This is a genomic window from Stenotrophomonas sp. 78350_Sma (assembly GCF_056482105.1).
This window is the reverse complement of record NZ_CM151182.1, coordinates 4,608,264-4,634,483: the sequence shown is the minus strand read 5'-3', so window position 1 is coordinate 4,634,483 and position 26,220 is coordinate 4,608,264. Positions and strand designations below refer to the sequence as shown.

General features: G+C 67.6%; 27 protein-coding genes. 25 read left to right on the top strand and 2 right to left on the bottom strand.

The genetic code is table 11. The features are described 5' to 3' along the window. Positions 1 to 22: 22 nt before the first annotated feature. A complete protein-coding gene (locus ACZK4H_RS21335; RefSeq protein WP_099551775.1) occupies positions 23 to 442 on the bottom strand; it encodes an NUDIX hydrolase in 420 nt (139 codons plus the stop codon). After that, positions 439 to 2,808 carry a S9 family peptidase gene (locus ACZK4H_RS21330; RefSeq protein ID WP_099551774.1) on the bottom strand — a complete coding sequence of 790 codons (2,370 nt, stop codon included), beginning with the start codon at positions 2,806 to 2,808 and terminating at the stop codon, positions 439 to 441. Before ACZK4H_RS21330 ends, ACZK4H_RS21335 begins: the two co-directional genes overlap by 4 nt. 167 nt (positions 2,809 to 2,975) lie before the next feature. On the opposite strand from ACZK4H_RS21330, the gene ACZK4H_RS21325 reads away from it, so the two are divergent. The 25 genes from ACZK4H_RS21325 to ACZK4H_RS21205 all read left to right on the top strand — a co-directional run bounded on the left by ACZK4H_RS21325 (position 2,976) and on the right by ACZK4H_RS21205 (position 26,164). Next, on the top strand, positions 2,976 to 3,305 hold the full coding sequence (locus ACZK4H_RS21325; RefSeq protein WP_099551773.1) for a hypothetical protein: 330 nt from the start codon (positions 2,976 to 2,978) through the stop codon (positions 3,303 to 3,305). Between the two features lie 37 nt (positions 3,306 to 3,342). Next, positions 3,343 to 3,996, top strand: a complete 654-nt coding sequence (locus ACZK4H_RS21320; RefSeq protein WP_099551772.1) for an RNA polymerase sigma factor — start codon at positions 3,343 to 3,345, stop codon at positions 3,994 to 3,996. Further along, complete coding sequence (locus tag ACZK4H_RS21315; protein ID WP_478473033.1) at positions 3,993 to 4,208, top strand: hypothetical protein; 216 nt, start codon at positions 3,993 to 3,995, stop codon at positions 4,206 to 4,208. The genes ACZK4H_RS21320 and ACZK4H_RS21315 overlap by 4 nt, the downstream gene beginning before the upstream one ends. Before the next feature lie 311 nt (positions 4,209 to 4,519). Next, entirely contained in the window at positions 4,520 to 5,818 is a 1,299-nt protein-coding gene (locus ACZK4H_RS21310) for an ABC transporter permease (protein ID WP_099551770.1), read from the top strand. 1 nt (position 5,819) lies between these two features. Further along, positions 5,820 to 7,019, top strand: coding sequence for an ABC transporter permease (locus tag ACZK4H_RS21305; RefSeq protein ID WP_099551769.1), 1,200 nt, complete (start codon positions 5,820 to 5,822; stop codon positions 7,017 to 7,019). Between the two features lie 129 nt (positions 7,020 to 7,148). Continuing rightward, a complete protein-coding gene (locus ACZK4H_RS21300) occupies positions 7,149 to 8,546 on the top strand; it encodes a cytochrome ubiquinol oxidase subunit I (protein WP_099551768.1) in 1,398 nt (465 codons plus the stop codon). Position 8,547: 1 nt separating this feature from the next. Continuing rightward, the gene (gene cydB / locus ACZK4H_RS21295; RefSeq protein ID WP_005414876.1) at positions 8,548 to 9,561 is read left to right on the top strand and encodes a cytochrome d ubiquinol oxidase subunit II; all 1,014 of its coding nucleotides are present in this window, start codon (positions 8,548 to 8,550) and stop codon (positions 9,559 to 9,561) included. 216 nt (positions 9,562 to 9,777) lie between these two features. After that, on the top strand, positions 9,778 to 10,521 hold the full coding sequence (locus ACZK4H_RS21290; RefSeq protein WP_099551767.1) for a beta-ketoacyl synthase chain length factor: 744 nt from the start codon (positions 9,778 to 9,780) through the stop codon (positions 10,519 to 10,521). Beyond that, positions 10,514 to 11,311, top strand: coding sequence for a lysophospholipid acyltransferase family protein (locus tag ACZK4H_RS21285; RefSeq protein ID WP_099551766.1), 798 nt, complete (start codon positions 10,514 to 10,516; stop codon positions 11,309 to 11,311). The genes ACZK4H_RS21290 and ACZK4H_RS21285 overlap by 8 nt, the downstream gene beginning before the upstream one ends. Beyond that, positions 11,298 to 11,555: a phosphopantetheine-binding protein gene (locus ACZK4H_RS21280; RefSeq protein WP_005411610.1), complete on the top strand. Its 258-nt coding sequence runs from the start codon at positions 11,298 to 11,300 to the stop codon at positions 11,553 to 11,555. The genes ACZK4H_RS21285 and ACZK4H_RS21280 overlap by 14 nt, the downstream gene beginning before the upstream one ends. 17 nt (positions 11,556 to 11,572) lie before the next feature. Beyond that, positions 11,573 to 11,830 carry an acyl carrier protein gene (locus ACZK4H_RS21275; RefSeq protein ID WP_005411609.1) on the top strand — a complete coding sequence of 86 codons (258 nt, stop codon included), beginning with the start codon at positions 11,573 to 11,575 and terminating at the stop codon, positions 11,828 to 11,830. Positions 11,831 to 11,852: 22 nt separating this feature from the next. Beyond that, positions 11,853 to 12,404, top strand: a complete 552-nt coding sequence (locus tag ACZK4H_RS21270) for a COG4648 family protein (RefSeq protein ID WP_049431675.1) — start codon at positions 11,853 to 11,855, stop codon at positions 12,402 to 12,404. Continuing rightward, the gene (locus ACZK4H_RS21265) at positions 12,397 to 14,082 is read left to right on the top strand and encodes an ApeI family dehydratase (RefSeq protein ID WP_099551765.1); all 1,686 of its coding nucleotides are present in this window, start codon (positions 12,397 to 12,399) and stop codon (positions 14,080 to 14,082) included. Before ACZK4H_RS21270 ends, ACZK4H_RS21265 begins: the two co-directional genes overlap by 8 nt. Beyond that, entirely contained in the window at positions 14,072 to 14,842 is a 771-nt protein-coding gene (locus tag ACZK4H_RS21260) for a glycosyltransferase family 2 protein (protein WP_099551764.1), read from the top strand. The genes ACZK4H_RS21265 and ACZK4H_RS21260 overlap by 11 nt, the downstream gene beginning before the upstream one ends. A 1-nt stretch (position 14,843) precedes the next feature. Further along, positions 14,844 to 15,785, top strand: a complete 942-nt coding sequence (locus ACZK4H_RS21255) for an LpxL/LpxP family acyltransferase (RefSeq protein WP_099551763.1) — start codon at positions 14,844 to 14,846, stop codon at positions 15,783 to 15,785. Further along, positions 15,775 to 17,325 (top strand): HAL/PAL/TAL family ammonia-lyase, encoded by a 1,551-nt coding sequence (locus tag ACZK4H_RS21250; RefSeq protein WP_099551762.1) that lies wholly within the window; start codon positions 15,775 to 15,777, stop codon positions 17,323 to 17,325. The genes ACZK4H_RS21255 and ACZK4H_RS21250 overlap by 11 nt, the downstream gene beginning before the upstream one ends. Then, on the top strand, positions 17,312 to 17,743 hold the full coding sequence (locus tag ACZK4H_RS21245) for an acyl-CoA thioesterase (RefSeq protein ID WP_019336783.1): 432 nt from the start codon (positions 17,312 to 17,314) through the stop codon (positions 17,741 to 17,743). The genes ACZK4H_RS21250 and ACZK4H_RS21245 overlap by 14 nt, the downstream gene beginning before the upstream one ends. Before the next feature lie 2 nt (positions 17,744 to 17,745). After that, the gene (locus ACZK4H_RS21240; RefSeq protein ID WP_197577831.1) at positions 17,746 to 18,369 is read left to right on the top strand and encodes a LolA family protein; all 624 of its coding nucleotides are present in this window, start codon (positions 17,746 to 17,748) and stop codon (positions 18,367 to 18,369) included. Beyond that, on the top strand, positions 18,341 to 20,716 hold the full coding sequence (locus ACZK4H_RS21235; protein ID WP_099551760.1) for an MMPL family transporter: 2,376 nt from the start codon (positions 18,341 to 18,343) through the stop codon (positions 20,714 to 20,716). Before ACZK4H_RS21240 ends, ACZK4H_RS21235 begins: the two co-directional genes overlap by 29 nt. A 53-nt stretch (positions 20,717 to 20,769) precedes the next feature. Beyond that, positions 20,770 to 22,020, top strand: a complete 1,251-nt coding sequence (locus ACZK4H_RS21230) for an NAD(P)/FAD-dependent oxidoreductase (protein WP_099551759.1) — start codon at positions 20,770 to 20,772, stop codon at positions 22,018 to 22,020. Then, entirely contained in the window at positions 22,008 to 22,565 is a 558-nt protein-coding gene (locus ACZK4H_RS21225; protein WP_099551758.1) for a DUF3261 domain-containing protein, read from the top strand. Before ACZK4H_RS21230 ends, ACZK4H_RS21225 begins: the two co-directional genes overlap by 13 nt. Beyond that, positions 22,562 to 23,746, top strand: coding sequence for a beta-ketoacyl-[acyl-carrier-protein] synthase family protein (locus ACZK4H_RS21220; protein WP_099551757.1), 1,185 nt, complete (start codon positions 22,562 to 22,564; stop codon positions 23,744 to 23,746). The genes ACZK4H_RS21225 and ACZK4H_RS21220 overlap by 4 nt, the downstream gene beginning before the upstream one ends. Then, entirely contained in the window at positions 23,743 to 24,198 is a 456-nt protein-coding gene (locus ACZK4H_RS21215) for a hotdog family protein (RefSeq protein WP_099551756.1), read from the top strand. The genes ACZK4H_RS21220 and ACZK4H_RS21215 overlap by 4 nt, the downstream gene beginning before the upstream one ends. Beyond that, positions 24,195 to 24,926: a 3-ketoacyl-ACP reductase FabG2 gene (locus ACZK4H_RS21210; protein WP_099551755.1), complete on the top strand. Its 732-nt coding sequence runs from the start codon at positions 24,195 to 24,197 to the stop codon at positions 24,924 to 24,926. Before ACZK4H_RS21215 ends, ACZK4H_RS21210 begins: the two co-directional genes overlap by 4 nt. Further along, positions 24,926 to 26,164: a beta-ketoacyl-ACP synthase gene (locus ACZK4H_RS21205; RefSeq protein WP_099551754.1), complete on the top strand. Its 1,239-nt coding sequence runs from the start codon at positions 24,926 to 24,928 to the stop codon at positions 26,162 to 26,164. Before ACZK4H_RS21210 ends, ACZK4H_RS21205 begins: the two co-directional genes overlap by 1 nt. Positions 26,165 to 26,220: the final 56 nt, after the last annotated feature.

Genomic DNA, 26,220 nt, shown 5'->3' with positions numbered 1-26,220 from the left:
CTTGCATTCGGTGCCCGCGCGGTCAGCGGGCCGTCACCCGTGTGGCGACGGCCGGCAGGATATGGTGTTCGCTCAACGGTGCCAAGGGCTGGCCGTGCGGCGGCTGCAGCGGCACCCAGGCCAGTTCGGCGATCTCGGCACGCGCCTGTGGCGCGCCGTCCACCCGCACCCACCACGCCTGTGCCTGCACGCGATGGCCGGGCTCGTTCACCGCCCAGTCCTCGAACGTGCCCAGCGCGATGGCGGTTTCGGCGCACAGCTGCACACCGAGTTCTTCGTCCAGTTCGCGGGTCAGCGCCTGCAGCGGCGCTTCACCGGGTTCGGGCTTGCCGCCCGGCTGGATGAAGCGGCTGGCGCCGTGCTTGCGCACCACCAGCGCCCGGCCGCGGTCATCCAGGATGACCGCAGCCACGATGCGGATCGTGGCTGCGGCGTTGCTCACTTCAGGTTCTGCTCGAACAGCTTGAGGATGCGCTTGTACTGGTCCAGCCAGGAATCGGCGCGCACATAGCCGTGGCGCTCCAGCGGGTACGGTGCGATCGACCAGTTGTCCTTGTGCAGTTCGATCAGGCGCTGGGTCAGGTTCACCGAGTCCTGGAAGAACACGTTGTCATCCATCATGCCGTGGGCGATCAGCAGGTTGTCCTGCAGGTTCTGCGCGTACTCGATCGGCGAGGACACGCGGTACGCCTCCGGATCGATGTCCGGGGTGTTGAGGATGTTGCTGGTGTAGCCGTGGTTGTACTGGTGCCAGTCGACCACCGGGCGCAGCGCGGCGCCGGCCTTGAACGTGCCCGGCGAGCGGAACAGCGCCATGAAGGTCATGAAGCCGCCGTAGGAACCGCCGTAGATGCCGGCGTGGTCGCGGTCACCCTGCTGGGTGTCGACCAGCCAGTCCAGGCCGTCCTTGTAGTCTTCCAGTTCCGGGTGGCCCATGTTGCGGTAGATCGCCGTACGCCAGTCGCGGCCGTAGCCCTCGCTGCCGCGGTAATCCATGTCCAGCACGATGTAGCCCTTCTGCACCAGCAGGTTGTGGAACATCTGCTCGCGGAAGTAGGCCGGGTAGCGCTGGTGCACGTTCTGCAGGTAGCCGGCGCCGTGCACGAACATCACGATCGGGTACTTCTTCCCCGGTTCCTTGTTTTCCGGCTCGTAGTACTTGGCCCAGACCACGCCGGCACCGTGCTTGGACGGTACCGCCACCAGCTTCGGCTGGATCCACTGGCGTGCCTTGTAGTCGGCGGTGCGGGTGTCGGTCAGTACGCGCGCCTGGCCACCGGCACTGGGCAGCACGGCCAGCTGCGGCGGCAGGTAGGCACCGGAGTAGCGCACCAGCAGCTGCTGGCCGTCCGGCGACAGTGAGAAGTCTTCCACGCCGTTGAGGCTGGTCAGCTCGCGCACCTGGCGGCTGCCGGTATCGACCGCGCAGACTTCATAGTCATGCGGGGCCTGCTGGTTGCACAGGAAATAGAAGCCCTTGCCATCGGCCGACGGCACCGGCGCCGAGGTTTCCCACTTGCCGCTGGTCAGCGCCTGCGGCTTGGCAGTGCCGGCCTGGGTGTACAGGTGCGAGAAGCCCGATTCCTCGGACAGCAGCCACAGCGTGCGGCCATCGGCCATCCAGCCGAAATCGTTGAAGCCCCAGTTGATCCAGGCGTTGTCGGTCAGGCGATGGCGGTTCTGCACGCGGCCGTCGGCGGCGTTGACGCTGATGATCCAGCGGTCCTTGTTGTCGTTGGCACGCAGCATCACTGCGGCCTGCTGGCCGTCGGCGCTCCAGCGGATGCCGCCGCCCATGAAGTCGCTCATCACCTGCACGCTGCGTTCGCCCTTCAGCGCGTCCTTGCCGGCCTTGCGGCGCAGTTCGGCCAGCGGGTCGGTGCTGATGCCCGGCAGGCCAGCCAGCGAGACCTTCTCGGCCTTGCCGGTGCGCACGTCCACGTACCACAGGGTGTGCGGTTCGAAGCCGTTGCGGCCGACGCGGGTGCGGGTGTCCTCGGTTTCCTCGTAGCCCGACTCGGTCACGTACAGCGGCATCTTGCCGCCGCGGCCATCATCGAAGTCCTTCGGCTTGGTCACCACGATCAGGTGGGTCAGGTCGGGCGACAGCACGCTGTCGGCGATCTCCACGTCGGCGCCCAGGTACACCGGGCCCGGTGCGCGGGTCGGGTCGGCCTGGCGCCAGCGCTGGTCCTGGTCCTTCAGTGCTTCGCGCTGGTCGCGGTCGCGGCGCAGGGTTTCCAGCGTGCGCAGCTGCTGGTCGCGCAGCACGTCGGCCTTCGGCGCCGTGCGCGGGTCCTTCTCGGCCTTGAGGCTGGCCACCTGCTGCACGCCGCTGGCGGCGGTCCAGTGGAACCAGTTCTGGCCGACGCGCCAGATCACGCCGTTGTCGGCGGCGAAGTTCACGTTGCCCGCGCGCTCGTTGCTGCGGGTCAGCTGGGTCAGCGCGCCACTGCGCAGGTCGCGCACGAACACATCGCCATTGCGGACGAAGGCGCTGCGGCTGCGGCTGCGGTCGTAGACCGGCTCGGCCACGTCCAGGGTGCCGCGCTGGTCATCGGCCACCTGCGCGGCCACGCCACCGGCCACCGGCTGGCGGAAGGTATCGCGCACCGGGCTGCCGTTGCGCTTGAGCTGGTACTCCACCTGCTGGCTGTTCCACGACCACCAGGCCTTCTCGACCGGCGGGCCGATCCAGTCCGGGTCGGCCATGGCCTGTTCGATGGTGATCGGCGTGGGCGCAGCATGCGCGGCCGGTGCGGCCAGCACGGCCGACAGCAGGAGGGACAGGGGCAGCACTCGGGACATGGGCGGACGGCACCGGAAGGGGAAACCGGGCAAGGGTAGCAGCCGTCCGGGCCCGGAGCAGGGGCCACAGGTCATGGCAGTGGAATCGGCAAAATGCTGCAACCGGTTGCCGTGGCCACGCATCCATTCTCCTGAACCCGCATCATCCACCGAACAGGAGCCCGACCATGCAGGAACTGATCCCGATCACCCTCTTCATCTGCATCGCCTACGCGATCCATGCCATTGCCGATGCCCGCGCGCGCAGCAAGCTGGTGGCCCCGCACGTGCCGGAGGAGGTGATCCGCTCGCTGGCGGTGCTGGAAGAGGAGCGCCGCCGCCAGGGCGCGCTGCGCTGGGGCATCAGCCTGGTCTGCCTGGCCTTGGCCATGGCCCTGCTGGAAGCCATCGGTGCCCGTGACCTGACCTTTGGTGCCGCTGCCGCGCTGGTCGGCAGTGCCGGCCTCGGCCAGCTGCTGGCTTGGCACCTCACCCGTCCTGCCGCACGCAAGGGCTGAGTCAGGACATGCCACGGGCACAGGGGGCGCCCCGCGGATGAGCCTGCTCGGCGAAGCGTTGTCGGCACTGCGGGGCCGTCGCCGCCACGATGCAGCGGCGACGGCAGCACCCGCCGAACCGCTGGACGCGGACCAGGCCCTGGTGCGGGCCATCATCGATGGCTCGCAGTCGGCCTTCGCGCAGCTGGTGGAGACCCACCAGCGCACCTGCGCGCATGTGATCGGACGCATGGTGGGCGACCGCGACCAGGTCGCCGACCTGCTGCAGGAAACCTTCCTGGCCGTGTTCCGCCAGCTGCACCGGTTCCGTTTTGAATCCTCGCTGCGCACTTGGGTTTCCCGGGTCGCCTACACCACTGCACTGCAGCACCTGCGCCGGCGGCGGCTGGAGGCGCAATGGATGGTGGCGGTGGAGGTGCCGGAGGAACTGGGGATCGGCGATGAAGGCCCCGGACCGGCCGAGTTGAGCGAGGCGCTGCAGGCCGGTCGTCAGCTCGGCGCGGCACTGGAACGGCTGAGTGCACCGCAGCGCCTGATCGTCGGCCTGCACTACCTGGAGGATTTCGATCTGGCCGAGATCGAACAGGTGACCGGGCTGGCACGCGGTACCATCAAGAGCCACCTGCACCGCGCGCGCCAGGTCCTGAAGCAGGAACTGACGCGGCATGCCACCGCCGGAGAGCTGCTGTGAACCCACCGACCGACCCTCGCGATGCGGAAAAGCGCGCGCTGGTGCAGGCGTTGCGTGAGCAGGCGCAGCAGAAAGAAACGCCGGATGTGAGCGAGGCGCTGCAGAAGCGCATTACCGCTGAGTCGAGCGACAGTGGCGTGGGCTATGTGGTGGTGCAGGTGGTGTTGCTGGGAGCGTTGGTGGCGGGGGCTGTCTGGTACTTCTGGGTCTAGGAGAACATTGACGTCTGCACCTGCTTTGGGACGCTTCTTCCTCCAACTCCCGATCAGATCTCCAGGCATCGGGCGTTGTCTCCACGTCGGTAGTTGGCCTTTTCCGTCAGATTCCGTCACGTCGATCTGGTCATCAGTGGCGGTCGCTCTATCCAGGACCCAGGAGCTACGTGTGCTTCCTGAGGAAAGTTGCAAATTCCATGTCTCCGCTTGAGGCGGAGTTTCACAATCAGAGACTCTCAGCTTCCACGGATATGGAGTGAGAATCACATGGACAGGTGCGACAGTAAGCCAACGCCGGATGCAGTTGGATGATGCTCTACTACATCCAGCTTTCGCTTGCCCGATTCAAGCAACGAATCGGCACTCATCTGACAATCGCTCTCATGCTGGGTGCAGGGGTAGGGATCACGACCGTGATGCTCTCCATTGTTCTCCAGGCATCGTCGGATCCCGCGCCAGGCCGGAGCTCGGCATTGTTCCGCCCGTACCTTGACGCGCGTCCAGATGCACTGCGCAGGGGTTCGCCGGATCCGGGCCAGGCACTGACCTGGCCAGACGCGAAGGTACTTCTGAACCAGGGCCGGACGTGGAAGCAGGCAGCAATGGCGGGGGGGGCAGTGACGCTCTCCCGGCCGGGAGAGTTCAGCGCAAGGCTGCGTGCGAGGTTCGCCACGTCTGAAGTCTTCAGTGTCCTTGGCATTGCCGTTGTTCAAGGGCGGGCATGGACCGCTGAGGAGGGGCATGCTGCGAGTCGGATAGTGGTCCTGTCGCGTGCGCTCGCCGAGCGCGAGTGTGCGCAGGACTGCGTTGGCCATCCGTTGGAACTGGGCAGACGTACCTATACCGTTGTGGGTGTCGCGGAGGATTGGCATCCGGTGCCGATGTTTCAGGGAGATCTCACACGCCGGCCGTTTGTGGAACCTGACGAGATCTACCTGCCGGTTGAAACCGCAATCGCAGACAAGCTGACTGTTGTGGACGGGACGGCGATCTGGGGGGGTGACCAGGACACCGATCTTGCAGGGGCCAACGTTTCATGGCTTCAACTTTGGGCGTGGCTGCCCACCGCAGATGATGTCGCCGCCTACCGCGCGAGTCTGAATGCCTATGCGCAGGCAAAGGGCCTTCGGATCGAACCAGGCACCCAGCAGGTGGCACTCTGGCCGTTGATGGATTGGCTGGACAGGCTGGGATTGGTTCCGGAGCGGGCCAGGATGCAGCTTCGGCTGTCACTGATCCTTCTCGGTGTGTGCATCGTCAACGCGGCGGCGCTGCTGAGCTTCAGCCTGGGGCGCCGTCGGCGGGAGCTCGCGATACGACGTGCACTGGGTGCGCGACGCCGGGACGTGTTCATCCAGCTCATGTGGGAATCCATCGCGGCAGGAGCCGCAAGCAGTGCGCTCGCTGTCGTCACCTATACGCTGGGAATCCGGTTGGTTGCTGCGGGAGACGTTCTGCCCAGCGCGATAACGGCGATGCATGCTGGGGCAATGCTGATGGCCGCTGGCCTGGGAGTCGTCACGACGTTGCTCTGTTCATTGGTCCCATCGTTTGAAATCTGCAGGGTCAGCTCCCTGTCGAGTGCCTTCGCGAAGGGGGCTGCCTGAAATGTTCGACTCGATGAGGGAGACCCGACGACACTTGGGAAGTGCCGCACTGCTTGCAGTCCAGGCAGCGCTTGCAGGCCTGGCATGTGCGTTCGCACTGCAATCCGCGCTGGACAGCTTCGCCAGATTGAACACCGGAAGCATCCGGGAGGCAGGGTCGATTGGTGTGGTCAGGGTCTCGGATGTCGAAGACGGCGCGGATGCAGCAGTGCTGCGGGCAGACCTGTCTGCGATCCGGCTGCCCGGTGTTCAGGACACGGTTGTGAGCGACGCTGTTCCGTTCGGGGGAAGAGCCCATCGATACGGCGTATGCACCAGTGAGTCGGCCATGGCGTACTCGATGAACTCGGGCACGACAGACGTAGCTGGATGTGATCGCATTCCCGTGGCAACTGCAAGCTCTGGCTTGCTGGCGATGCTGGGCGCGGGAATCGTCCTGGGACGGGATGCCACAGAGGACGACATGGCTGAAGGCGTTCCGGTAGTGCTGATCAGTGAAGCGCTGGCTGCTCGTCTGTTCGGAACGGAGAGTGCTGTTGGCCGGCACCTGTATTTCGGCCCCGGCAGCAGCCGGGTCATCGTGGGCGTATTTGCGTCTGTTGCTGGACCGGCACCAGGAGGCAATGAGCGGGACTCGCAGTGGGCGCTGCTTCCAGGCCTTCCCATGGGCGCCAGTCGCTATTATCTGGTGAAGTGGAGGTCGGAGGTCGATCGTTCTTCGCTTGATCGCATTGGCGATGCGCTGCAGCGCCCTTATCGGATCGTGAGTCCAGCCGGTGTCGAGACGCTGGCGGGATATCGCGACGCCTACGTCAAAGCTGATCGCTTCGCTACGACCGTGCTCGCGGTCATGACGGCCGTTGTTCTCGGTGTGCTGATGGCCGGAGTTTCCGGAGTTGTAGGTGCATGGCTTGATCAGCGCCGGCACTCCATTGGGGTTCGACGGACATTGGGTGCTCGCGGATCAGTGATCTTTGCCGAGATCATGTTCGAGGTTTCAGTGTTCACCACGCTGGGTACCCTGCTCGGCGCGTTTTCGTTGCAATGGGTAGGGTCGCCGCAGGACGGCATCACAGGTTCACCGTGGTTCTCGATATCGAGCGCTGTCGTGCTGGTGATGGCGGCCTGCTTGACCGCACTGGTACCCCGGGCCCTGCGAATCGCCAGGGAGCCGCCCTTGACCTTGCTGAAGCCCCTGTAGCCCATTCATCCTGTCACCCTGCCTCACCTGCGACAAAGTGAAGCAGCGCGTCACCCGGTCGCATCCCACCTTAACGAAATCCTCCTAAAGTGGTCCGGTATCCCACCGGTCACAGGCAGGAGGCGTCCCTTGGACGCGTTGTTGTTGTCCCGGATCCAGTTCGGATTCGTCATCAGTTTCCACGTGTTGTTCCCTGCCTTCACCATCGGTACGGCCAGCTGGCTGGCCTTCATCGAATGGCGCTGGCTGCGCACGAAGCTGCCCGTGTGGCGCGAGCTGTATTTCTTCTGGCAGAAGATCTTCGCGGTGTCGTTCGGCATGGGCGTGGTCAGCGGCATCGTCATGGCCTTCCAGTTCGGAACCAACTGGCCACGGCTGAGCGAGGTGGCCGGCACGGTCATCGGCCCGCTGCTGACCTATGAGGTGCTGACCGCGTTCTTCCTGGAAGCCAGTTTCCTCGGCGTGATGATGTTCGGCTGGGGCCGGGTCTCGCCGCGCCTGCACTTCTTCTCCACCTGCATGGTGGCGCTGGGCACGCTGTTCTCCACGTTCTGGATCCTGTCGTCCAACAGCTGGCTGCATACACCGGCCGGCTACGAGATGGTCAACGGCATCGTGCATCCGGTGGACTGGTGGCAGGTGGTGTTCAACCCTTCGTTCCCCTATCGCCTGGCGCACATGGCGCTGGGCTCGTTCATCACCACCTGTTTCGTGATCGGTGGCGTGGGCGCGTGGTACCTGCGCAAGGGCACGCACGTGGAAGCGGGGCGTCGCATGCTGGTCGCGGCGGTGGCGTTCGCCGCACTGACCGTGCCGGTGCAGATCTTCGTCGGCGACATGCACGGCCTGAACACGCTCAAGCATCAGCCGATGAAGATCGCGGCGATGGAAGCGCATTGGCATGAAACCAGGGAAGGCGAGGGCGTGCCGCTGGTGGTGTTCGCGCTGCCGAACGAGAAGGAAGAGCGCAACGATTTCGAAGTTGCCATCCCGAAGCTGGGCAGCGTGATTCTCACCCACAGCCTGGACGGCACCTTCGATCCTCTTACCTCGGTGCCCGCCAGCGAGCGGCCGCCGGTGACGCCGGTGTTCTTCGCCTTCCGCATCATGGTCGGGCTGGGCACGCTGATGCTGCTGCTGGCCTGGGTGTCGGCCTTCCAGTTGTGGCGGAGGAAGCTGCTGGATTCGCCGTGGCTGCTGCGTGGCTGGAACTGGATGCTGCCCAGCGGTTTCATCGCGCTGCTGTCGGGTTGGTTCGTTACCGAAATGGGGCGCCAGCCGTGGGTGGTGTACGGCGTGCTGCGCACCGCTGATGCGGTGGGCCCGCAGAGCGCGTGGATGACGGCGCTGTCGCTGGGCGTCTATGTGGTCGGCTACGCGTTCGTGTTCGGCTGGGGTATCTGGTACCTGGTGAAGATCCTGCGCCATGGACCGCAGCCGTATGCCGAAGGGCCATCGCTGGACCACGGCAGCCACACCCCGGCACGCCCGCTGTCGGCCGCCGACGAACCGCTGGAGGAGCGCTGACATGGACCTGATGACCTGGCTGCCGGTGGCATGGTTCGCGGTGATCGGCTTCGGCGTGCTGATGTACGTGGTGCTGGACGGCTTCGTGCTCGGCATCGGCATCCTCGCCCCGTTTGCCGAGGACGAGGAACAGCTGGACCTGATGATGAACACCGCCGCGCCGATCTGGGACGGCAACGAGACCTGGCTGGTGCTCGGTGGCGCCGGCCTGCTGGCGGCGTTCCCGAAGGCCTATGCGGTGCTGCTGTCGGCGCTGTACCTGCCGGTGCTGCTGCTGGTGGTGGCGCTGGTGTTCCGCGGCGTGGCGTTCGAGTTCCGCTTCAAGGCGCATCGTTCGCGCCGGTTGTGGAGCGTGGCGTTCGGCCTCGGTTCGCTGCTGGCGACCTTCGCCCAGGGCGTGATCCTCGGCACCCTGGTGCAGGGCATCCCGCTGGTGGACGGTGTCTATCAGGGGGGCCCGTTCGCCTGGTTCAGCCCGTTCGCGATGTTGACCGGTGCCGCGCTGGTGGCCGGCTATGCGCTGCTGGGCAGCACCTGGCTGATCCTGAAGACCGAAGGGCGCGTGCAGGCGCTGGCGCGGCAGATGACCCGCCCGCTGGTGGTGGCGGTGATCGCGGCGATGGGCCTAGTCAGCAGCTGGCTGCCGTTCCTCGATTCGCGGCTGATGGCGCGCTGGTTCAGCGACGGCAACTTCTGGTGGCTCTCGCCGGTGCCGCTGCTGACCCTGGCGGTGGCGGCTGCGCTGTGGCGCAGTGCCACCCACCCGCGCCGTGACCTGCCGCCGTTCCTGCTCAGCCTGGCCCTGTTCGTGCTCGGCTTCCTCGGCCTGGTGCTGGGCATGTGGCCTTATCTGCTGCCACCGTCGATGACCCTGTGGCAGGCCGCCGCGCCTGCGTCGTCGCTGGGCTTCACGCTGGTTGGGCTGGTCATTCTGTTGCCGGTCATCCTCGGCTATACGGCCTGGTCCTATCGGGTATTCCGCGGCAAGGTGCACGCCGACACCGGTTACCACTGATCGATTGAAGACGGGGCCGGCTGTTGCCAGGCCCCGCGTTGGGGAATGTGAAACCTGCACACCCTGCGCGGGACGTGCTAGCGTGCGCTCCTTTCCGGCGGCCAGGGGGGCAGCCGGCGACGTCCTGGACGGACGCACGGCTGCAGGAATGGGGGCCGCCGCGCGTCGCCGTAATGGCTCGTGCCTATCGTTCTCCCGTTGAAGCACCAACGCTAAATGATTGAATTCTCCATCGTCGACTGGGCTGCGTGGGCGCCCGGCCTGAGCGAGCGTAGCCAGTGGCTGGGCTGGGCCGATGCGCCGTACCTGCCGCATGGCGGGGATACGCCGGCACTGGCGGAGGTTCCGGCAATGCAGCGACGGCGCATCGAGCGGTTGGGCCGCATGGCGATCCAGGCCGCGTGCTGGTGCGAGGACGGGAAGGGTGCCGACAGTGACGTGCCGCTGGTGTTCGCCAGCCGCCACGGCGACGTGGCCCGTTCGATGGACCTGCTGGGCGCGCTGGTCAGCGACCAGCCGTTGTCGCCGACCGGATTCGGCCTGTCCGTGCACAACGCGATCGCCGCGCTGTACTCCATCGCCCGCGGCCACCGCGGCAACTACCTGGCATTGGCTGCCGGCCAGGCCACGGTCGAGGCCGCGTGCCTGGAGGCTGTCGGCCTGCTGGCCGATGGCGCCCGCGAGGTGCGGGTGGTGGTCTACGAATCTCCGCTTCCTGAAATTTACGCGACGTTCGCCGACGAACCCGACCCGTTCTTTGCATGGTGCTGGCGCATGACCGCCCCGGCAGAGGGCCGGCCGACGCTGTCGCTGCAGTGGCAGCCGGCCACCGGCCAGGCCAGCACGCCGCCCGGCCTGCTGCCGCATGCGCTGGACCTGCACCGGTTCCTGTTGTCCGGCGCGCCGGCAGTGGAACACGTGGCCCACGGCCAGCGCTGGTGCTGGAGACGCCGTGGCTGAGCTGCTGCGCCGCCTCGACCATGCCTGGCGGGTGTTTGGCACCGGTCTCAGTTTCGTCGCATTTGGCCTGGGCGGGCTGCTGCTCGGCGTTCTGGTGATGCCGGTACTGCTGCTGATGCGCGACCCGGTGGCGCGTCGCCGGCGCGCCCGGCGCGTGGTCCAGGCCGCCTTTGCCAGCCATGTCCGGCTGATGTGCCGGCTGGGGGTGATGACCCTGCAGATCGAAGGCCGGGAACGCCTGCAGCGCGACGGTTTGCTGGTTCTGGCCAATCACCCCACCCTGATCGACGTGGTCTGCCTGATTTCGTTGCTGCCCAACGCCGATTGCGTGGTCAAGCGGGCCGTGGCCTGCAACCCGTTCATGCGTGGTCCGGTGCGGGCGGCCGGCTACATCTCCAACGATGATGGCGCTGGCCTGGTGGACGACTGCGTAGCAGCGGTGCAGGCCGGCGGCACCCTGGTCATCTTCCCGGAAGGCACCCGCAGCGTGCCCGGACAGCCGCCGCGCCTGCAGCGGGGCGCGGCCAACATCGCCGTGCGCGGCCGCCTGGACATCACCCCGGTGCGGATCACCTGCACCCCGCCAACCCTGACCAAGGGGCAGAAGTGGTATCGTGTCCCCTCACGTCGCTTTCACGTTCGGCTGCAGATCGGCGAAGATATCCCGATCGCGCCTTTCTTGGCCGAAGACGACTCGCCAAGGGGGGATGCCTTGGCGGCACGCCGCGTTACCGAGCACCTTTCTCGTTATTTCGACCTGTCTGGAGAGCCGCCCCGTGCAAGCACTTGAGCACGAGATCAAGGAATTGATCATTTCCTCCCTTTCGCTGGAGGACATCACGCCGGAGGACATCGATCCGACCGCGCCGCTGTTCGTCGAGGGCCTCGGCCTGGATTCGATCGACGCGCTGGAGCTGGGCCTGGCGCTGCAGAAGAAGTACGGTGTCAGCCTCTCGGCCGATTCGGAAGAAACCCGTCGCCATTTCTCCAGCGTGCGCGCGCTCGGCGAGTTCGTCGCCGCCCGCCAGTCGTAACGGCGCCAGGAATTGCCATGACCAAGAATGAACTGTTCGAACGCATCGTCAGCATCCTGACCGACAGCTTCGAGATCGAAACCGCCCGGATCACCCCCGAGGCCCGCCTGTACGACGACCTGGACATCGACAGCATCGATGCGGTCGACCTGATCGTGCAGCTCAAGCCGCTGCTTGGCCGCAACCTGCAGCCGGAAGCGTTCAAGGCCGTGCGCACCGTACAGGACATCGTCGATGTCGTGCACGGGCTGCTGCCGGACCAGGCAGCCGCCTGACCGCAGCGCCGGCGGCTCCGCCATGGCACGCGCACGCACGTTCGTGGTGGCTGCGATCTCGCTGGCCTACCCGGTGCTGGTGTACCTGGCGATGGGCCGTTTCGAGCCACGCTGGCTGTCGCTGCTGCTGTTCACCCTGGCCCTGCTGCGTGCGCTGAGTACGCGCCAGCCGCTGTGGTGGGCCGCCGCCGCGGGTACCGGCCTGCTGGCCGTGCTGGCCACCGTGCTCAACCAGGCCCTGCCGCTGAAGCTGTACCCGGCGTTGGTCAACGTGGTGATGCTGGCGGTGTTCGGTACCAGCCTGCGCTTCGGCCCGCCGCTGGTGGAACGCCTGGCGCGGTTGCAGGAGCCGGACCTGCCAGCGTTCGCGGTGGCCTATACCCGCCGCGTCACCCAGGTGTGGTGTGGCTTCTTCGTTCTCAACGGCAGCCTGGCCCTGCTGACCGCGCTTTACGCGTCGGACCGGGTCTGGATGCTCTACAACGGATTGTTGGCGTACGTGATGATGGGCGTGTTGTTTGCAGGTGAGTGGCTGGTGCGGCGTCGGGTCAAGGCAGCGCACGCCCATGGCTGAGTGGATTGCCCTGGACCGGCTGCTGGTGGACCCGCAGCCGCAGCGCAGCATCGGCCTCTGCGATGGCGAGCTGATCGATCATGCCCGCTTCCGCCAGTGGGTGCTGGCCTGGCGTGCGGCCTTTGCTGCTGCCGATGGCCGCGACTGGGCCCTGTACTTCGATGACGCCGTGGCCTTCGCTGCGGCACTGTTCGGCGCCTGGCATGCCGGTAAGCGGGTGTTCCTGGCTGCCGACAACCTGCCGGCCACACTGCAGGCACTGCAGCCACAGGTGAGCGGTTTCGCCGGTGATGTTTCCGCCGACTACCGCCCGCTGGTTGCCCCCACTGTTGGCGTGGACGGCGAACTGCAGGTGCTGGACGAGCGTGCCTGCGAGCTGTGCGTGTTCACCTCCGGCAGCACCGGCCAACCCAGTGCGATCAACAAGCGCATGGACCAGCTGGCGCGCGAGGTGGATGCGCTGCAGGCTGCGTTCGGCGCGCAGCTGGAGGGCGTGCAGGTGCATGGCACGGTGTCCCACCAGCACATCTACGGCCTGCTGTTCCGCGTGCTGTGGCCACTGGCCGCCGGCCGCCTGATCCATCCGCGCCGGTTCTTCCACGAAGACCTGGTGGGCGCGCTGGCCGGTACCGATACGGTGCTGGTGGCGACGCCAGCCCACCTCAAGCGCCTGCCTGAACAGCTCGACTGGGCCAGCCTGCACGGCCGCCTGCGCGCGGTGTTCTCCTCCGGTGGCCCACTGCCCGAAGAAGCCGCACGCCAGGTACGGCAGTGGCTGGGCGTGGCACCTACCGAGGTTTACGGCAGCAGCGAGACCGGTGGTATCGCCTGGCGCCGCTGGGACACCGACCTGCCGCCGTGGCAGCCGCTGCCGGGTGTGCGGTGGCGCATCGAGGATGGCTGCCTGGCCGTCGCCTCGGCGCATCTGGAAACCCTCGACTGGTGGCGCACCCAGGACCGCGTGGAAGCGTTGGCCGACGGCCGCTTCCGCCTGTTGGGCCGCGCCGACCGCATCGTCAAGATCGAAGAGCGCCGCGTTTCGCTGGATGCGCTGGAACGCGCGCTGCGCGAAGACGCCGAAGTGGACGACGTGCGCGTGCTGGTCCTGTCCGGCCAGCGCGAGCAGCTGGCAGCCGTGGTGGTACCGGCCGACCTGGCACTGCTGGAGGGCGGTGACGCCGCGCGCCGCGCGCTGGGCCAGCGCCTTGGTGCGCGCCTGGCACAGGCACATGACGCGGTCACCCGGCCGCGCCGCTGGCGCCTGGTGCCGGCGCTGCCGATCAACGCACAGGGCAAGGTCACCCAGGCGGCGCTGGCGGCGCTGTTCCAGCCGCTGATGCCGGTGCCAGCATGGGAGCACCGCGACGCTGCAAGCGCCACCCTGCGCATGACCCTCGACCCGGCGCTGCGGCCGTTCCAGGGCCATTTCCCGCAGGCGGCGATCCTGCCCGGCGTGGCGCAGCTGGACTGGGCCGTGCGTTTTGGCCGCCAGGCGTTCAGCATGCCGGCCCGATTCCTGCGCATGGATGCGGTGAAGTTCCAGCACGTGGCCCGCCCGGGTGATGAGCTGACACTGCAGCTGAACTGGGATGCCACGCGCAATGTGCTGGCCTTCCGCTACACCTCCAGCCACGGTGTGCACGCCAGCGGCAAGGTGGTTTTCGCCGATGCGGACTGACCCGGCCGTTGCCGGTGCCGCGTTCGCGCCACTGGTGGTGATCCCCGTCTACGACCACGAGCACGCCATCGCGGCGGTGGTCGACGGCGTGCAGGCCGCCGGCCTTCCGTGCCTGCTGGTCGATGATGGTTCGCATGAGGCGTGCGCGGCGGTGCTGCGCTCGCTGGCGCAGCGCCACGGCGTCGACCTGCTGCGCCTGGACGTCAACCAGGGCAAGGGTGGGGCGATGCTGGCCGGTTTCGCCGAAGCCGCTGCGCGTGGCTACAGCCACGTGCTGCAGATCGACGCCGACGGCCAGCACGATACCGCCGACCTGCCGCGCTTCATCGAGGCGGCGCGCGTGCACCCGGGTGCGGTGATCTGTGGCATTCCGGCCTACGACGCCAGTGTTCCGAAGGCGCGCCTGTACGGCCGCTACGCCACCCACATCTGGGTCTGGATCAACACGCTGTCGCTGCACCTGCGCGACACCATGTGCGGCTTCCGCGTGTATCCGCTGCCGCCGGTGCTGCGCCTGATCGGTGAAGAGACCATCGGCCGCCGCATGGATTTCGATACCGAAGTGATGGTGCGCCTGTACTGGCGACAGCTGCCGGTCGAGCACCTGGCCACGCGCGTGACCTATCCCGCCGATGGCGTGTCGCACTTCGATGTGTGGCGCGACAACGTGCGCATCAGCCGCATGCATACCCGCCTGTTCTTCGGCATGCTCTGGCGCGCACCGCGCCTGTTGTGGCGCCGCCTGCGGGGGCAGTGCTGAGATGGCGGCCGCGCAGGGCGCCCCACACTGGGCCGACATCGGCGAATCCACGTCGGTGGCCGGCGTGCTGTTCCTGTGCTGGGTGCACCGCTGGTTCGGGCGCTGGCCGTTCCGCCTGTGCGTGTGGCCGGTGGTGGCCTGCCATTGGCTGGGCAACCGCGTCGGTCGCCAGGCCTCGATACAGTACCTGCAGCGGTTGCAGGCACACAGCGGCGCGCTCGGCCGTGCGCCGACCCGGCGCGACAGCCTGCGCCACTTCTTCGCCTTCGCCGACACGATGCTGGACAAGATCCTCGGCCTGGGCGGGCGCTATCCGGCCGAGCGCATCCACCTGCATCGCGACCTGGTGCTTGAAAAGATCGCGCGCCGCGAAGGCGGGCTGATCCTGACCGCGCACATCGGCTGCCTGGAACTGTGCCAGGTGCTGGCCGAACAGGTGCCGGGGTTCCGCATCACCGTGCTGGTGCACACCGCGCATGCGCAGCGCTTCAACCGCCTGCTGCAGCGGTTGGACCCGCTGGCGGCGGTGGAACTGGTGCAGGTAACCGAAATGGGCCCGGCCACGGCGATGATGCTGGCCGAGCGCGTGGCGGCGGGTGGCTTCGTCGCCATCGTCGGCGACCGCACGCCGGTGCAGGGCGGCCGCAGCGTCACCGCCGATTTCCTTGGCCACCGCGCGCCGTTCCCGATCGGCGCCTATGTACTCGCTGCCGCGCTGGGTTGCCCGGTCTACACCATGGCCTGCCTGCACCAGGGCGAGGGCTATCGCGTGGCGTTTGAACAGTTCGCCGAACGCATCGTGCTGCCGCGTGGCTCACGCGACGCGGCACTGGCCGAACAGGCACAGCGCTTCGCGCGCTGGCTGGAACTCCAGGTCATCCAGTCCCCGTTGGACTGGTTCAATTTCTTCCCCTTCTGGGATCAGGCTCCGCATGACGACTGACGCCGTACCCGTGTGCCGCTTTGGCGATGCACCGTTGACCATCGAAGACGTGGTTGCCCTGGCCCAGCGCCAGTGCGAGGCCGCACTGAGCGACGCGCCGGCGTTCCGCGCGCACATCCAGCGCGGTGCCGACTTCCTCGACCGCCTGCTGCGCGAGGACGGCGTGATCTACGGTGTAACCACCGGCTATGGCGACTCGTGCACGGTGAATATTCCGCCGGCGCTGGTGGCCGAGCTGCCGCACCACCTGTACACCTACCACGGCTGCGGCCTGGGCCGTTACCTGGACCCGGTCGAGACCCGTGCGGTGCTGGCGGCGCGCCTGGCGTCGCTGGTGCGCGGCATGTCCGGCGTCAGCGTGCCGCTGCTGGAAGGCCTGGCCACGCTGCTGCAGCACGACGTGCTGCCGATGATTCCGGCCGAAGGCTCGGTGGGCGCCAGTGGCGACCTGACCCCGCTGTCGTACGTGGCCGCGGTGCTGTGCGGTGAGCGCGAGGTACTGTTCGAAGGCCAGGTGCAACCGGCCGGCCCGGTGCTGGCGAAGATCGGCATGACCCCGCTGAAGCTGCGGCCAAAGGAAGGCCTGGCGATCATGAACGGCACCGCGGTGATGACCGGCCTGGCCTGCCTGGCCTGGCAGCGCGCCGATTACCTGGCGCGCATGGCCACCCGCCTGACCGCCTTCAACGTGCTGTCCAGCGATGGCAACGCGCACCACTTCGACGAAACCCTGTTCGCGGCCAAGCCGCACCCGGGCCAGGGCCGCATCGCCGCGCGCCTGCGCAGCGACCTGCACAGCGAACGCCCGCCGCGCAACGAACAGCGCCTGCAGGACCGTTATTCGCTGCGCTGCGCACCGCACGTGATCGGCGTGCTGGAAGACAGCCTGCCGTTCCTGCGCCAGCTGATCGAGACCGAGCTGAACAGCGCCAACGACAATCCGCTGATCGACGCTGACGGCGAGCGCATCCTGCATGGTGGCCACTTCTACGGCGGCCACATCGCGTTGGCGATGGACACCCTGAAGAACACCGTGGCCAACGTCGCCGATCTGCTCGACCGCCAGCTGGCGCTGGTGGTCGATGCCCGCTACAACCACGGCCTGCCGGCCAACCTGTCGGCGGCCACCGGCCCGCGCGCGGCCATCAACCATGGCCTGAAGGCGCTGCAGATCAGCGTGTCGGCCTGGACCGCCGAAGCGCTGAAGCAGACCATGCCGGCCAGCGTGTTCTCGCGTTCCACCGAATGCCACAACCAGGACAAGGTCAGCATGGGCACCATCGCCGCGCGCGACTGCCTGCGCGTGATCGAGCTGACCGAACAGGTGGTGGCGGCGATGCTGATCGCCGCGCGCCAGGGCCTGGCCCTGCGCGAGCGGGTTGGCATGAACGCGCAGCTGCATGGCAGTCTGGCCGACATGTACGCCGACCTGGGGCAGCGCATCGCCCTGGTTGAAGAAGACCGCGCGCTGGATCGCGAACTGCGGGAACTGCTGGTGGAGATCCGCGCGCAACGTTGGGAGCTGTATGCCGGTGAATGAGGCTATCGAACGGGTTGGCGAGATTGCGTTGACCCCCGCCTTCCATGACTGCGATCCGATGAACGTGGTCTGGCATGGCAACTACTTCAAGTACTTCGAGATCGCGCGCTGCGCGCTGCTCGGCCGCTACGACTACGACTACCCGCAGATGCTCGAATCGGGCTACCTGTGGCCGGTGGTCGATGCGCGGGTGAAGTATGTGCGCCCGCTGCTGTTCAACCAGGCGCTGCGCGTGATCGCGCGCATCGTGGAATGGGAGAACCGGCTGAAGATCGAGTACGAAATCCTTGATGCGGAAAGCGGCCAGGTGCTGACCCGTGCGATGACCATCCAGGTTGCGGTGGACGCGACCAGCAAGGAAATGCTGTACCAGTGCCCGCCGGTACTGTGGGAACGCCTGGGAGTGCCTGCGCCGTGACTATGCTTGCCCGTCTTCCGAGCGTGCTGCTGTGCGCGCTGATGCTTGTTGCCGCACCGCGCGTGCAGGCCGCCGACCCCGCCGTGGATGCGATCACCCAGACGGTGGCGCGGCCGGAGGTGCTGCGTGGCCAGTTCAGCCAGGAAAAGCAGGTCAGCGGCTTCAAGAATCCGCTGCGCTCGCAGGGCCGGTTCGTGGTCGCGCGCCAGCACGGCGTGATCTGGACCACGCTCAAGCCGTTCCCTTCCGAAGTGGTGGTCACCGCCGACCGCATCCTCAGCCGCCAGCGTGATGGCAGCACCCGCGTCGAACTGGACGCGCGGCAGCAGCCGGCGATGCGTTCGGTGAACGCGATCATGTTCGCGCTGATGAGTGGCGACGTGCAGGCGCTGTCCAGCCAGTTCAACGTGGCGGCCAGCCGTGAAGGACAGGGCTGGCGGCTGCGCCTGACGCCGAAGTCGGCGATGCTGGCCAAGGCTTTCGAATCACTGACCCTGCAGGGCGACCGCTACGTGCGCCAGGTCGAGATCGTCGAGGCCAACAAGGACCGCACGCAGATCCAGTTCAGCGCGTTGAGCGAAGCCCCGGCCACGCTCAATGCCGACGAGGCGCGCCGCTTTGAGTGAGGCCGTGGCATCGAACGCACCGGACCGGTTGCGGCGCTGGTGGCACTGGCTGGGCATCGCCTGGCTGCTGGTGCTGCTGGTGATGGGCGCGCAGCAGTGGCGCCTGTGGAGCCAGCAATCGCGGATCGACACCGACATCCTCGCCTTGCTCCCGCAGGATGCGCATGACCGCCTGTTGAGTGACGTCACCCGGCGCATTGCCGACGGCAGTTCGCGGCAGGTGGTGGTGCTGCTCGGTAGCCAGGACGGCGCCGCCGCCAAGCGGGCGCAGGCCGCGTTCGCTGCGGCCATGGCTGCCGATGCCGACAGTGCATTGCTGGTGCCCAGCGGGTCCATCGAAGGCTGGTTCGACGAGGCGCGCGCGTTCTACGCGCCGTACCGCGACCGCCTGTTGACGCCGGCCCAGCGTGACCAGCTGCAGAGTACTGAAACCGGTGCGCTGGCCGAGCAGGCGCTGGCCGCGCTGTACGGCCCGATGGGTGCGCCGCGCCTGACCGACTGGCGGCAGGACCCGTTGTCGCTGTGGCCGCAATGGTGGCAGCAGCAGGCGCAGGGTTCGGGCCTGCGGTTGGGCGATGACGGCCTGCTGGAAGCCGAAGGCAAGCATTGGGCGGTGCTGCAGTTCGATACGCCGGGTTCGGCGTTCCAGCTCGATGGCGAGCGCCATCTTGATGGCCTGCTGGAACGTGCCGGGCAGGCCGCCACGGCGGCGGCGCCGGAGCTTGAAATCCTGCATGCGGGCGTGCCGCTGCATGCTGAAGCGGCGGCGGTGCAGGCCAACCAGGAAATCAACACGATCGGTTGGGGTTCACTGGCCGCGGTACTGTTGCTGGTGTGGCTGGCGTTCCGTTCGCTGCGCCCGATCCTGCTGGTGGCCGCCTCGCTGCTGATCGGCTGCGGCGTGGCACTGGCGGTGACCGTGCTGGTATTCGGCAAGGTGCACGTGCTGACCCTCGTGTTCGGCGCATCGCTGGTGGGCGTAGCGGAGGACTACGGCATCCACTGGTTTGCGTCGCGCCAGGCCGAACCGGCCGACCGTCGCTGGAAGCTGCTGCGGCATCTGCTGCCCGGCCTGTGGCTGGCCCTGCTGACCAGTGCGCTGGCCTACCTCGCGTTGGGCCTGGCCCCGTTCCCCGGCCTGCGCCAGATGGCGCTGTTCTCGGTGGTAGGCCTGGCCGCGGCGTTCCTCACGGTCATCTTCTGGTTCCCGTGGCTGGATGGCGGCGAGATCCGCCAGACCCGCTTCTCGCAGTGGCTGGGCAACACGCTGGAGCGCTTCCCGCGCCTGCATGGCCGCCGCGCGGTGACGATGTTCGTGGTGATCACGCTGGCACTGTCTGCCATCGGCATCGCGCGCCTGCAGAGCAACGACGACCTGCGCAGCCTGCAGTCCTCGCCACCGGCATTGATGGCGCAGCAGATCCGCCTGAGCCAGCTGCTGGGCATGCCCAGCCCGGCGCAGTTCTACCTGGTGCAGGGTGCCGATGCCGCGCAGCTGCTGCAGCGTGAAGAGGCATTGACCGAACGCCTGCGTGCACTGGCCGATGACAAACGCATCGGCGGCTACCGCGCCATCAGCGATTGGCTGCCGTCACCGGCACGCCAGCAGGCCGATGCTGCGCTGACCGCGAAGGTGGAACCCGGCGTGCTGTCGGCTGTGTCCGAGGCCGTGGGCGAACCGCTGCAGCGACCGCAGTTCGCCGCAGCGCCGCTCACCGCCGAAGCCTTCCTGGCCTCGCCGGCCTCGCAGCCGTTCCGCCACCTGTGGGTGGGTGAGGTCGGTGGACAGATGATCAGCGTGGTGATGGTCGATGACCTGTCGCGCGCCGATGCCCTGGCCACGCTGGAAGGTGCCGCCGAAGGCCTGCCCGGCGTGCGCTGGGTCGACCGCACGTCAGATTTCTCCAAGCTGCTGGGCCACTACCGCAAGCTGATGGGCGGGCTGCTGCTGGTCGGCATCGCGCTGGTATTTGGTGCGCTGTGGCTGCGCTACCGCCGCCAGGCCTGGCGCGTGTTCGCCCCGACCCTGATCGCCGGCGCGCTCACCCTGGGCCTGCTGGGCCTGTTCGGCCAGCCGCTGCAGCTGTTCAACGTGCTGGCGTTGATGCTGCTGCTGGGCATGGGCATCGACTACGGCATCTTCCTGATCGAGCACCGCGGCGATGCCAGCGCCTGGCTGGCGGTGTGCGTGGGCGCGGCCAGCACCTGGCTGTCGTTCGGCCTGCTGGGCCTGTCGCAGACCCCGGCGCTGCGCGCGTTCGGCCTGACCCTGCTGTTCGGCATCGGCCTGGTCTGGCTGATCTCGCCGTTGTTCCGGCCGCCGCCGCACGATCTGCCGCCAGCCTGAGCCTGTTTTCCGACTTCCTTCTTTCCACCTGATCGAGCAACAAGGACGCACCGATGAACACTGCTGTGGATGCTGTCGAACGTACTGAAATCCTGATCATCGGCGCCGGCCCGGCCGGTTCCGTGGCCGCGGCGATGCTGCGCCGGCAGGGCCGCCAGGTGCTGATGCTGGAGCGCCAGCAGTTCCCGCGCTTCTCCATCGGCGAAAGCCTGCTGCCGCAGAGCATGGAGTACATCGAGGCCGCCGGGCTGCTGCAGGACGTGGTCGAAGCAGGCTTCCAGCACAAGAACGGCGCTGCCTTCGTGCATGGCGAGGCGCGCACCGCGTTCGACTTCAGGAAGAAGTTCTCGCCGGGCTGGGGCACCACCTACCAGGTGCAGCGCGCCGACTTCGACAACGTGCTGGCGCGGGGTGCCGAGCGCATGGGCACCACGCTGCGCTTTGGCGACGAAGTGCTGTCGGTCGAAGCGGGCGAGCAGCCGGCGGTGACCGTGCGGCGCCCGGATGGCAGCGAATACCGCATCGAGGCCGATTTCATCCTCGACGCATCGGGCTTCGCGCGCCTGCTGCCGCGCCTGCTGCAGCTGGAATCGCCGTCCAACTTCCCGGTGCGCGGTGCGATCTTCTGCCACGTGCGCGACAACATTCCGGCCGAAGCGGACTTCGACCGCAACAAGATCCTGATCACCACCCACCCCGAACACATCGACGTCTGGTACTGGACGATCCCGTTCTCCAACGGCTGCTGCTCGCTGGGCGTGGTCGCCGAGCCGTCGTTCTTCGAACGCTACGAGGGCGACGACCTGCAGAAGCTGCAGGCCATCGTCGGCGAGGACCCCAACCTGACCCGCCTGCTGGCCAACGCCGAATGGGCAGTGCTGCCGGTGCGGCGCATCACCGGCTACTCGGCCAACGTCAGCTCTTTGTGGGGCCCGGGCTACGCGCTGCTGGGCAATGCCGGCGAGTTCCTCGACCCGGTGTTCTCCTCCGGCGTCACCATCGCCTTCAAGTCCGCGCAGCTGGCCAGCGAATGCCTGGCGCGCCGCTATGCCGGTGAAACCGTCGACTGGGAAGCCGAGTTCTCGATCCCGCTGCGCGCCGGCGTGAAGACTTTCCGCCGCTTTGTCGAAAGCTGGTACGAGGGCGGCTTCCAGAAGATCATTTACCACCCGCAGCAGCAGCCCGAAGTGCGCGACATGATCAGTTCCATCCTGGCCGGCTACGCCTGGGACACCAACAACCCGTATGTGGCCGACGAAAGCGGCCGCCGCATGCGCGTACTGGAGCAGCTGTGCAGCGCCTGATCGCCCGTACCACCGCACTGCTGCTGTGCCTGCTGCTGGCCGCCTGTGCCGGCCGCATGCCCAAGCCATTGGTGGAACTGCCGCCGCTGCGCCTGTCGCCGGCCAGCCTGCCGGCGACGTTGGCGCTGCAGCAGCAGCTGCATTTCCGCTTCGGCACGCATGAGCGCGACCTCGACGCTCTGCTGGAAGCCGATGCGCAGCAGGTGCAGCTGGCGGTGCAGGCGATGGGCCAGACCGGCGTGCGCCTGCAATGGGACGGCCAGCAGCTGACCCAGCAGCGCGCGCCGTGGCTGCCGCCGCAGGTACGTGCCGAGCGTGTGCTGGATGACCTGCAGTTCGCGCTGTGGCCGACCGCGGCCATCGCCGCCGCGCTGCCGGCCGGCTGGGAGGTCAGCGACGACGGCCACCAGCGCCGCCTGTCGCGTGACGGCACGGTGTGGCTGCAGCTGCAGCGCCTGGACGATGGCAGCGTGCAGCTGGACAACCGTGCCGAAGGCTATGCGCTGCGCATCGAATCGATCGATATGGCCGGGCAGGACCGATGAGTGCACCGATCTACCTGAACGACCTGGGCGTGGTCTGCGCGCTCGGCGATGGCCGCGCCGCGGTCGCATCGGCGATGTTCGCCGATGTGCCGGGCGGGCTCAGCGACAACGACAGCCTGTTGCCGGGGCGCACCCTGGCGTTGGGAGAGGTACGCACGCCGTTGCCGGCGCTGGATGACCTGCCGGTGGCCCTGCGCGGGCGCAACAACGCCCTGCTGGAGGTGGCGCTGGCGCAGATCGCACCGGCGGTGGCCGCGGCGATCGCCCGCCATGGTGCAGAGCGCGTGGCGGTGGTGCTGGGCACCAGCACCTCGGGCATTGGTGAATCCGAGCAGGCCCTGCGCAGCCACGCCGAACAGGGCCAGTGGCCGCAGGGCTTCGATTACGCCCAGCAGGAAATGGGCACCGCCGCGCAGTTCGTGCGCCAGCGCAGCGGCGCGCAAGGGCCGGCATGGACCCTGTCCACGGCGTGTTCGTCCAGTGCCAAGGCACTGATGTCGGCCGCGCGCATGCTGCGCGCCGGCATCGTCGACGCCGTGATCGCAGGCGGCGCCGATTCGCTGTGCCGCTTCACCGTGGCCGGCTTCAGCGCGCTGGAATCGGTGTCGGCCCTGCGCTGCAACCCGTTCTCGCAGCACCGCGCCGGCATCAACATCGGCGAGGGTGCCGCGCTGTTCCTGCTTACCCGCGAGCCGGGCCCGGTGTGCCTGGCCGGGTGGGGCGAATCGGCCGACGCCCACCACATGTCCGCGCCGGACCCGCAGGGCCTGGGCGCCATCGATGCCCTGCAGCAGGCGCTGCAGCGCGCCGGCTGGGCTGCCGATGAAGTGGACTACGTGAACCTGCATGGCACCGCCACCGGGCACAACGATGCGATGGAAAGCCTGGCGGTGTCGCAGGTGCTGGGCAATGACGTTCCGGCCAGTTCGACCAAGCCGCTGACCGGCCATACGCTGGGCGCGTCAGGCGCGATCGAAGCCGCACTGTGCTGGATCCTGCTGGCCGAGAACCCGCAGCAGCAGCTGCCGCCCCACTGGTGGGATGGCGTGGCTGACCCCGCGCTGCCGATGCTGCCACTGGTCGCGCCCGCCACCCGCCTGGCAGAGCCACCGCGGCGGGTGCTGAGCAACTCGTTCGCCTTCGGCGGCAGCAATGCCGTGCTGGCGCTGGAGCGCCGATGAACATGCTGTATGCGATTGAAGAGGTGGTGCCGCACCGCCAGGACATGTGCCTGCTGGAGCGCATCACGCACTGGGACCAGGACGCCATCGAGGCCGAACTGGTAGTGCCGGAGGCCGGCCTGTTCGTGGAAAACCACCAGGTGCCGGCCTGGGTGGGCATCGAATACATGGCACAGGCCATCGCGGCCTGGGCCGGCTGCCGCGCGCGCGCGGCCGGCAAGCCGCCGCAGCTCGGTTTCCTGCTCGGCAGCCGCCGCTACAACAGCGCGCGCAGCAGCTTCCCCAGCGGCTCGCGGCTGCGCGTGCAGGCGCGCTGCGAGTTGTTGGGTGACAATGGATTGGGGATGTTCGCCTGCCGCATCCTGGCGGGCGAAGACGAATGGGCGACAGCCAACGTGTCGGTGTTCGAACCGGCCGATGCGATGGCCTATCTGGAGAGTGGACAGGCATGACAGGGAATCGAAGTGTGCTGGTGACCGGCGCCAGCCGGGGCATCGGCCGGGCCATTGCGCTGCGCATCGCGCGCGATGGCTTCGACGTGGTGGTGCATTGCCGCAGTCGCGTGGAAGAAGCGCAGGCCGTGGTGGCCGAGATCCAGGCACTGGGCCAGCAGGCCCGCGTGCTGGCGTTTGACGTGGCCGACCGCGAGGCCGCGCGCGCCGCGCTGGAGGCCGATGTCGAGGCACATGGCGCGTACTACGGTGTGGTATGCAATGCCGGCATCGCCCGTGATGGTGCTTTCCCGGCACTGTCGGCGGACGATTGGGACCAGGTGATCCACACCAATCTGGATGGCTTCTACAACGTGCTGCATCCGCTGATCATGCCGATGGTGCGGCGGCGCAAACCCGGCCGCATCGTCACCCTGTCGTCGGTGTCCGGCCTGGCCGGCAACCGCGGGCAGGTCAACTACAGCGCTGCCAAGGCCGGCATCATTGGCGCCACCAAGGCCCTTGCGCTGGAACTGGCCAGCCGCCAGATCACCGTCAACTGCGTGGCCCCGGGCCTGATCGAGACCGAAATGCTCAACGACGAAGTGGTTGAACACGCGCTCAAGCTGATTCCCGCCGGCCGCGTCGGCCGTCCCGACGAAGTGGCGGCCACGGTGGCGTTCCTGCTGTCCGAACCGGCCGGCTACATCACCCGCCAGGTGATCTCGGTGAACGGAGGCATGCTCTGATGGCCGCCGATCGTCGCGTAGTGGTGACCGGCGCGTCCGCGATCAGTCCGCTCGGCCATGACTGGCCGACCATCGAGGCGCACCTGCGCAGCTGCCGCAACGCGGTGCGCGCGATGCCCGAGTGGAATGTCTATGCCGGGCTGAACACCAAGCTGGCCGCGCCGGCCCAGGACTTCGAGCTGCCGCCGAACTACAACCGCAAGACCACCCGCTCGATGGGCAAGGTCGCGATCATGTCGGTGCGCGCCACCGAAGTGGCGCTGCGCGAGGCGGGCCTGCACGAGCACCCGGTGCTGCGCAGCGGCCGCACCGGCGTGGCCTACGGTTCCTCGTCGGGCAGCCACGAAGCCACCGGCGAGTTCGGGCGCATGCTCAACGAGTTCACCACCGATGGCATCAGCGCCACCACCTACCTGAAGATGATGAGCCACACCGCGCCGGTCAACATCGGCGTGTTCTTCGGCCTGTCGGGGCGTGTCTACACCACCTCCAGTGCCTGCACCTCGGGCAGCCAGGGCGTGGGCGCGGCCTATGAAGCGATCCGCAGCGGCAAGCAGACGGTGATGGTTGCCGGTGGTGCCGAGCAGCTCGACGCCACCGCTGCGGCGGTGTTCGACACCCTGTTCGCCACCAGCGTGCGCAACGACGCGCCGCAGACCACGCCGCGCCCGTTCGATGCCGGCCGCGATGGCCTGGTGCTGGGCGAGGGTGCCTGCACGCTGATCCTGGAAGACCTGGAGCACGCGCAGGCACGCGGCGCCACCATCCTTGCCGAGGTGGTCGGCTACGGCACCAACAGCGATGGCCAGCACGTCACCCAGCCCAGTGCCGACACCATGGCCACCGCCATGCGCCTGGCGCTGGAAGATGCGGGCCTGGAGCCAGCGCAGATCGACTACGTCAATGCCCACGGCACCGCCACCGATCACGGCGACATCGCCGAGACCCAGGCCACAGCGCAGGTATTCGGCAGCCGCGTGCCGATCAGCTCGCTGAAGAGCTACGTCGGCCATATGCTCGGTGCCTGTGGTGCGTTCGAGGCCTGGCTGAGCATCGAGATGATGCGCGCCGGCTGGTTCGCCCCCACGCTGAACCTGGCCGAGGTTGACCCGCGCTGCGGCCAGCTCGACTTCATCACCGGGCAGGGCCGCGAACTGCAGGCCGAGTACGTGATGAGCAACAACTTCGCCTTCGGCGGCATCAACACCTCGCTGGTGTTCCGCCGCTGGAGCGAATGATCCGCCGTCCCATCCCGCCTTTTTCCGCAACCCACCCGCACCCTAGACAAGGAGAT

Excerpts from the sequence above, each read along its gene's own strand:
- ACZK4H_RS21250 (WP_099551762.1), top strand. The coding sequence starts at position 15,775 with ATGACGACTGACGCCGTACCCGTGTGCCGCTTTGGCGATGCACCGTTG.
- ACZK4H_RS21325 (WP_099551773.1), top strand. The coding sequence starts at position 2,976 with ATGCAGGAACTGATCCCGATCACCCTCTTCATCTGCATCGCCTACGCG.
- ACZK4H_RS21270 (WP_049431675.1), top strand. The coding sequence starts at position 11,853 with ATGGCACGCGCACGCACGTTCGTGGTGGCTGCGATCTCGCTGGCCTAC.
- ACZK4H_RS21290 (WP_099551767.1), top strand. The coding sequence starts at position 9,778 with ATGATTGAATTCTCCATCGTCGACTGGGCTGCGTGGGCGCCCGGCCTG.
- ACZK4H_RS21210 (WP_099551755.1), top strand. The coding sequence starts at position 24,195 with ATGACAGGGAATCGAAGTGTGCTGGTGACCGGCGCCAGCCGGGGCATC.
- ACZK4H_RS21275 (WP_005411609.1), top strand. The coding sequence starts at position 11,573 with ATGACCAAGAATGAACTGTTCGAACGCATCGTCAGCATCCTGACCGAC.
- ACZK4H_RS21220 (WP_099551757.1), top strand. The coding sequence starts at position 22,562 with ATGAGTGCACCGATCTACCTGAACGACCTGGGCGTGGTCTGCGCGCTC.
- ACZK4H_RS21320 (WP_099551772.1), top strand. The coding sequence starts at position 3,343 with ATGAGCCTGCTCGGCGAAGCGTTGTCGGCACTGCGGGGCCGTCGCCGC.
- ACZK4H_RS21235 (WP_099551760.1), top strand. The coding sequence starts at position 18,341 with ATGCCGACGAGGCGCGCCGCTTTGAGTGAGGCCGTGGCATCGAACGCA.
- ACZK4H_RS21310 (WP_099551770.1), top strand. The coding sequence starts at position 4,520 with ATGATGCTCTACTACATCCAGCTTTCGCTTGCCCGATTCAAGCAACGA.
- ACZK4H_RS21265 (WP_099551765.1), top strand. The coding sequence starts at position 12,397 with ATGGCTGAGTGGATTGCCCTGGACCGGCTGCTGGTGGACCCGCAGCCG.
- ACZK4H_RS21255 (WP_099551763.1), top strand. The coding sequence starts at position 14,844 with ATGGCGGCCGCGCAGGGCGCCCCACACTGGGCCGACATCGGCGAATCC.
- ACZK4H_RS21305 (WP_099551769.1), top strand. The coding sequence starts at position 5,820 with ATGTTCGACTCGATGAGGGAGACCCGACGACACTTGGGAAGTGCCGCA.
- ACZK4H_RS21260 (WP_099551764.1), top strand. The coding sequence starts at position 14,072 with ATGCGGACTGACCCGGCCGTTGCCGGTGCCGCGTTCGCGCCACTGGTG.
- ACZK4H_RS21330 (WP_099551774.1), bottom strand. The coding sequence starts at position 2,808 with ATGTCCCGAGTGCTGCCCCTGTCCCTCCTGCTGTCGGCCGTGCTGGCC.
- cydB (WP_005414876.1), top strand. The coding sequence starts at position 8,548 with ATGGACCTGATGACCTGGCTGCCGGTGGCATGGTTCGCGGTGATCGGC.
- ACZK4H_RS21245 (WP_019336783.1), top strand. The coding sequence starts at position 17,312 with ATGCCGGTGAATGAGGCTATCGAACGGGTTGGCGAGATTGCGTTGACC.
- ACZK4H_RS21230 (WP_099551759.1), top strand. The coding sequence starts at position 20,770 with ATGAACACTGCTGTGGATGCTGTCGAACGTACTGAAATCCTGATCATC.
- ACZK4H_RS21205 (WP_099551754.1), top strand. The coding sequence starts at position 24,926 with ATGGCCGCCGATCGTCGCGTAGTGGTGACCGGCGCGTCCGCGATCAGT.
- ACZK4H_RS21240 (WP_197577831.1), top strand. The coding sequence starts at position 17,746 with ATGCTTGCCCGTCTTCCGAGCGTGCTGCTGTGCGCGCTGATGCTTGTT.
- ACZK4H_RS21215 (WP_099551756.1), top strand. The coding sequence starts at position 23,743 with ATGAACATGCTGTATGCGATTGAAGAGGTGGTGCCGCACCGCCAGGAC.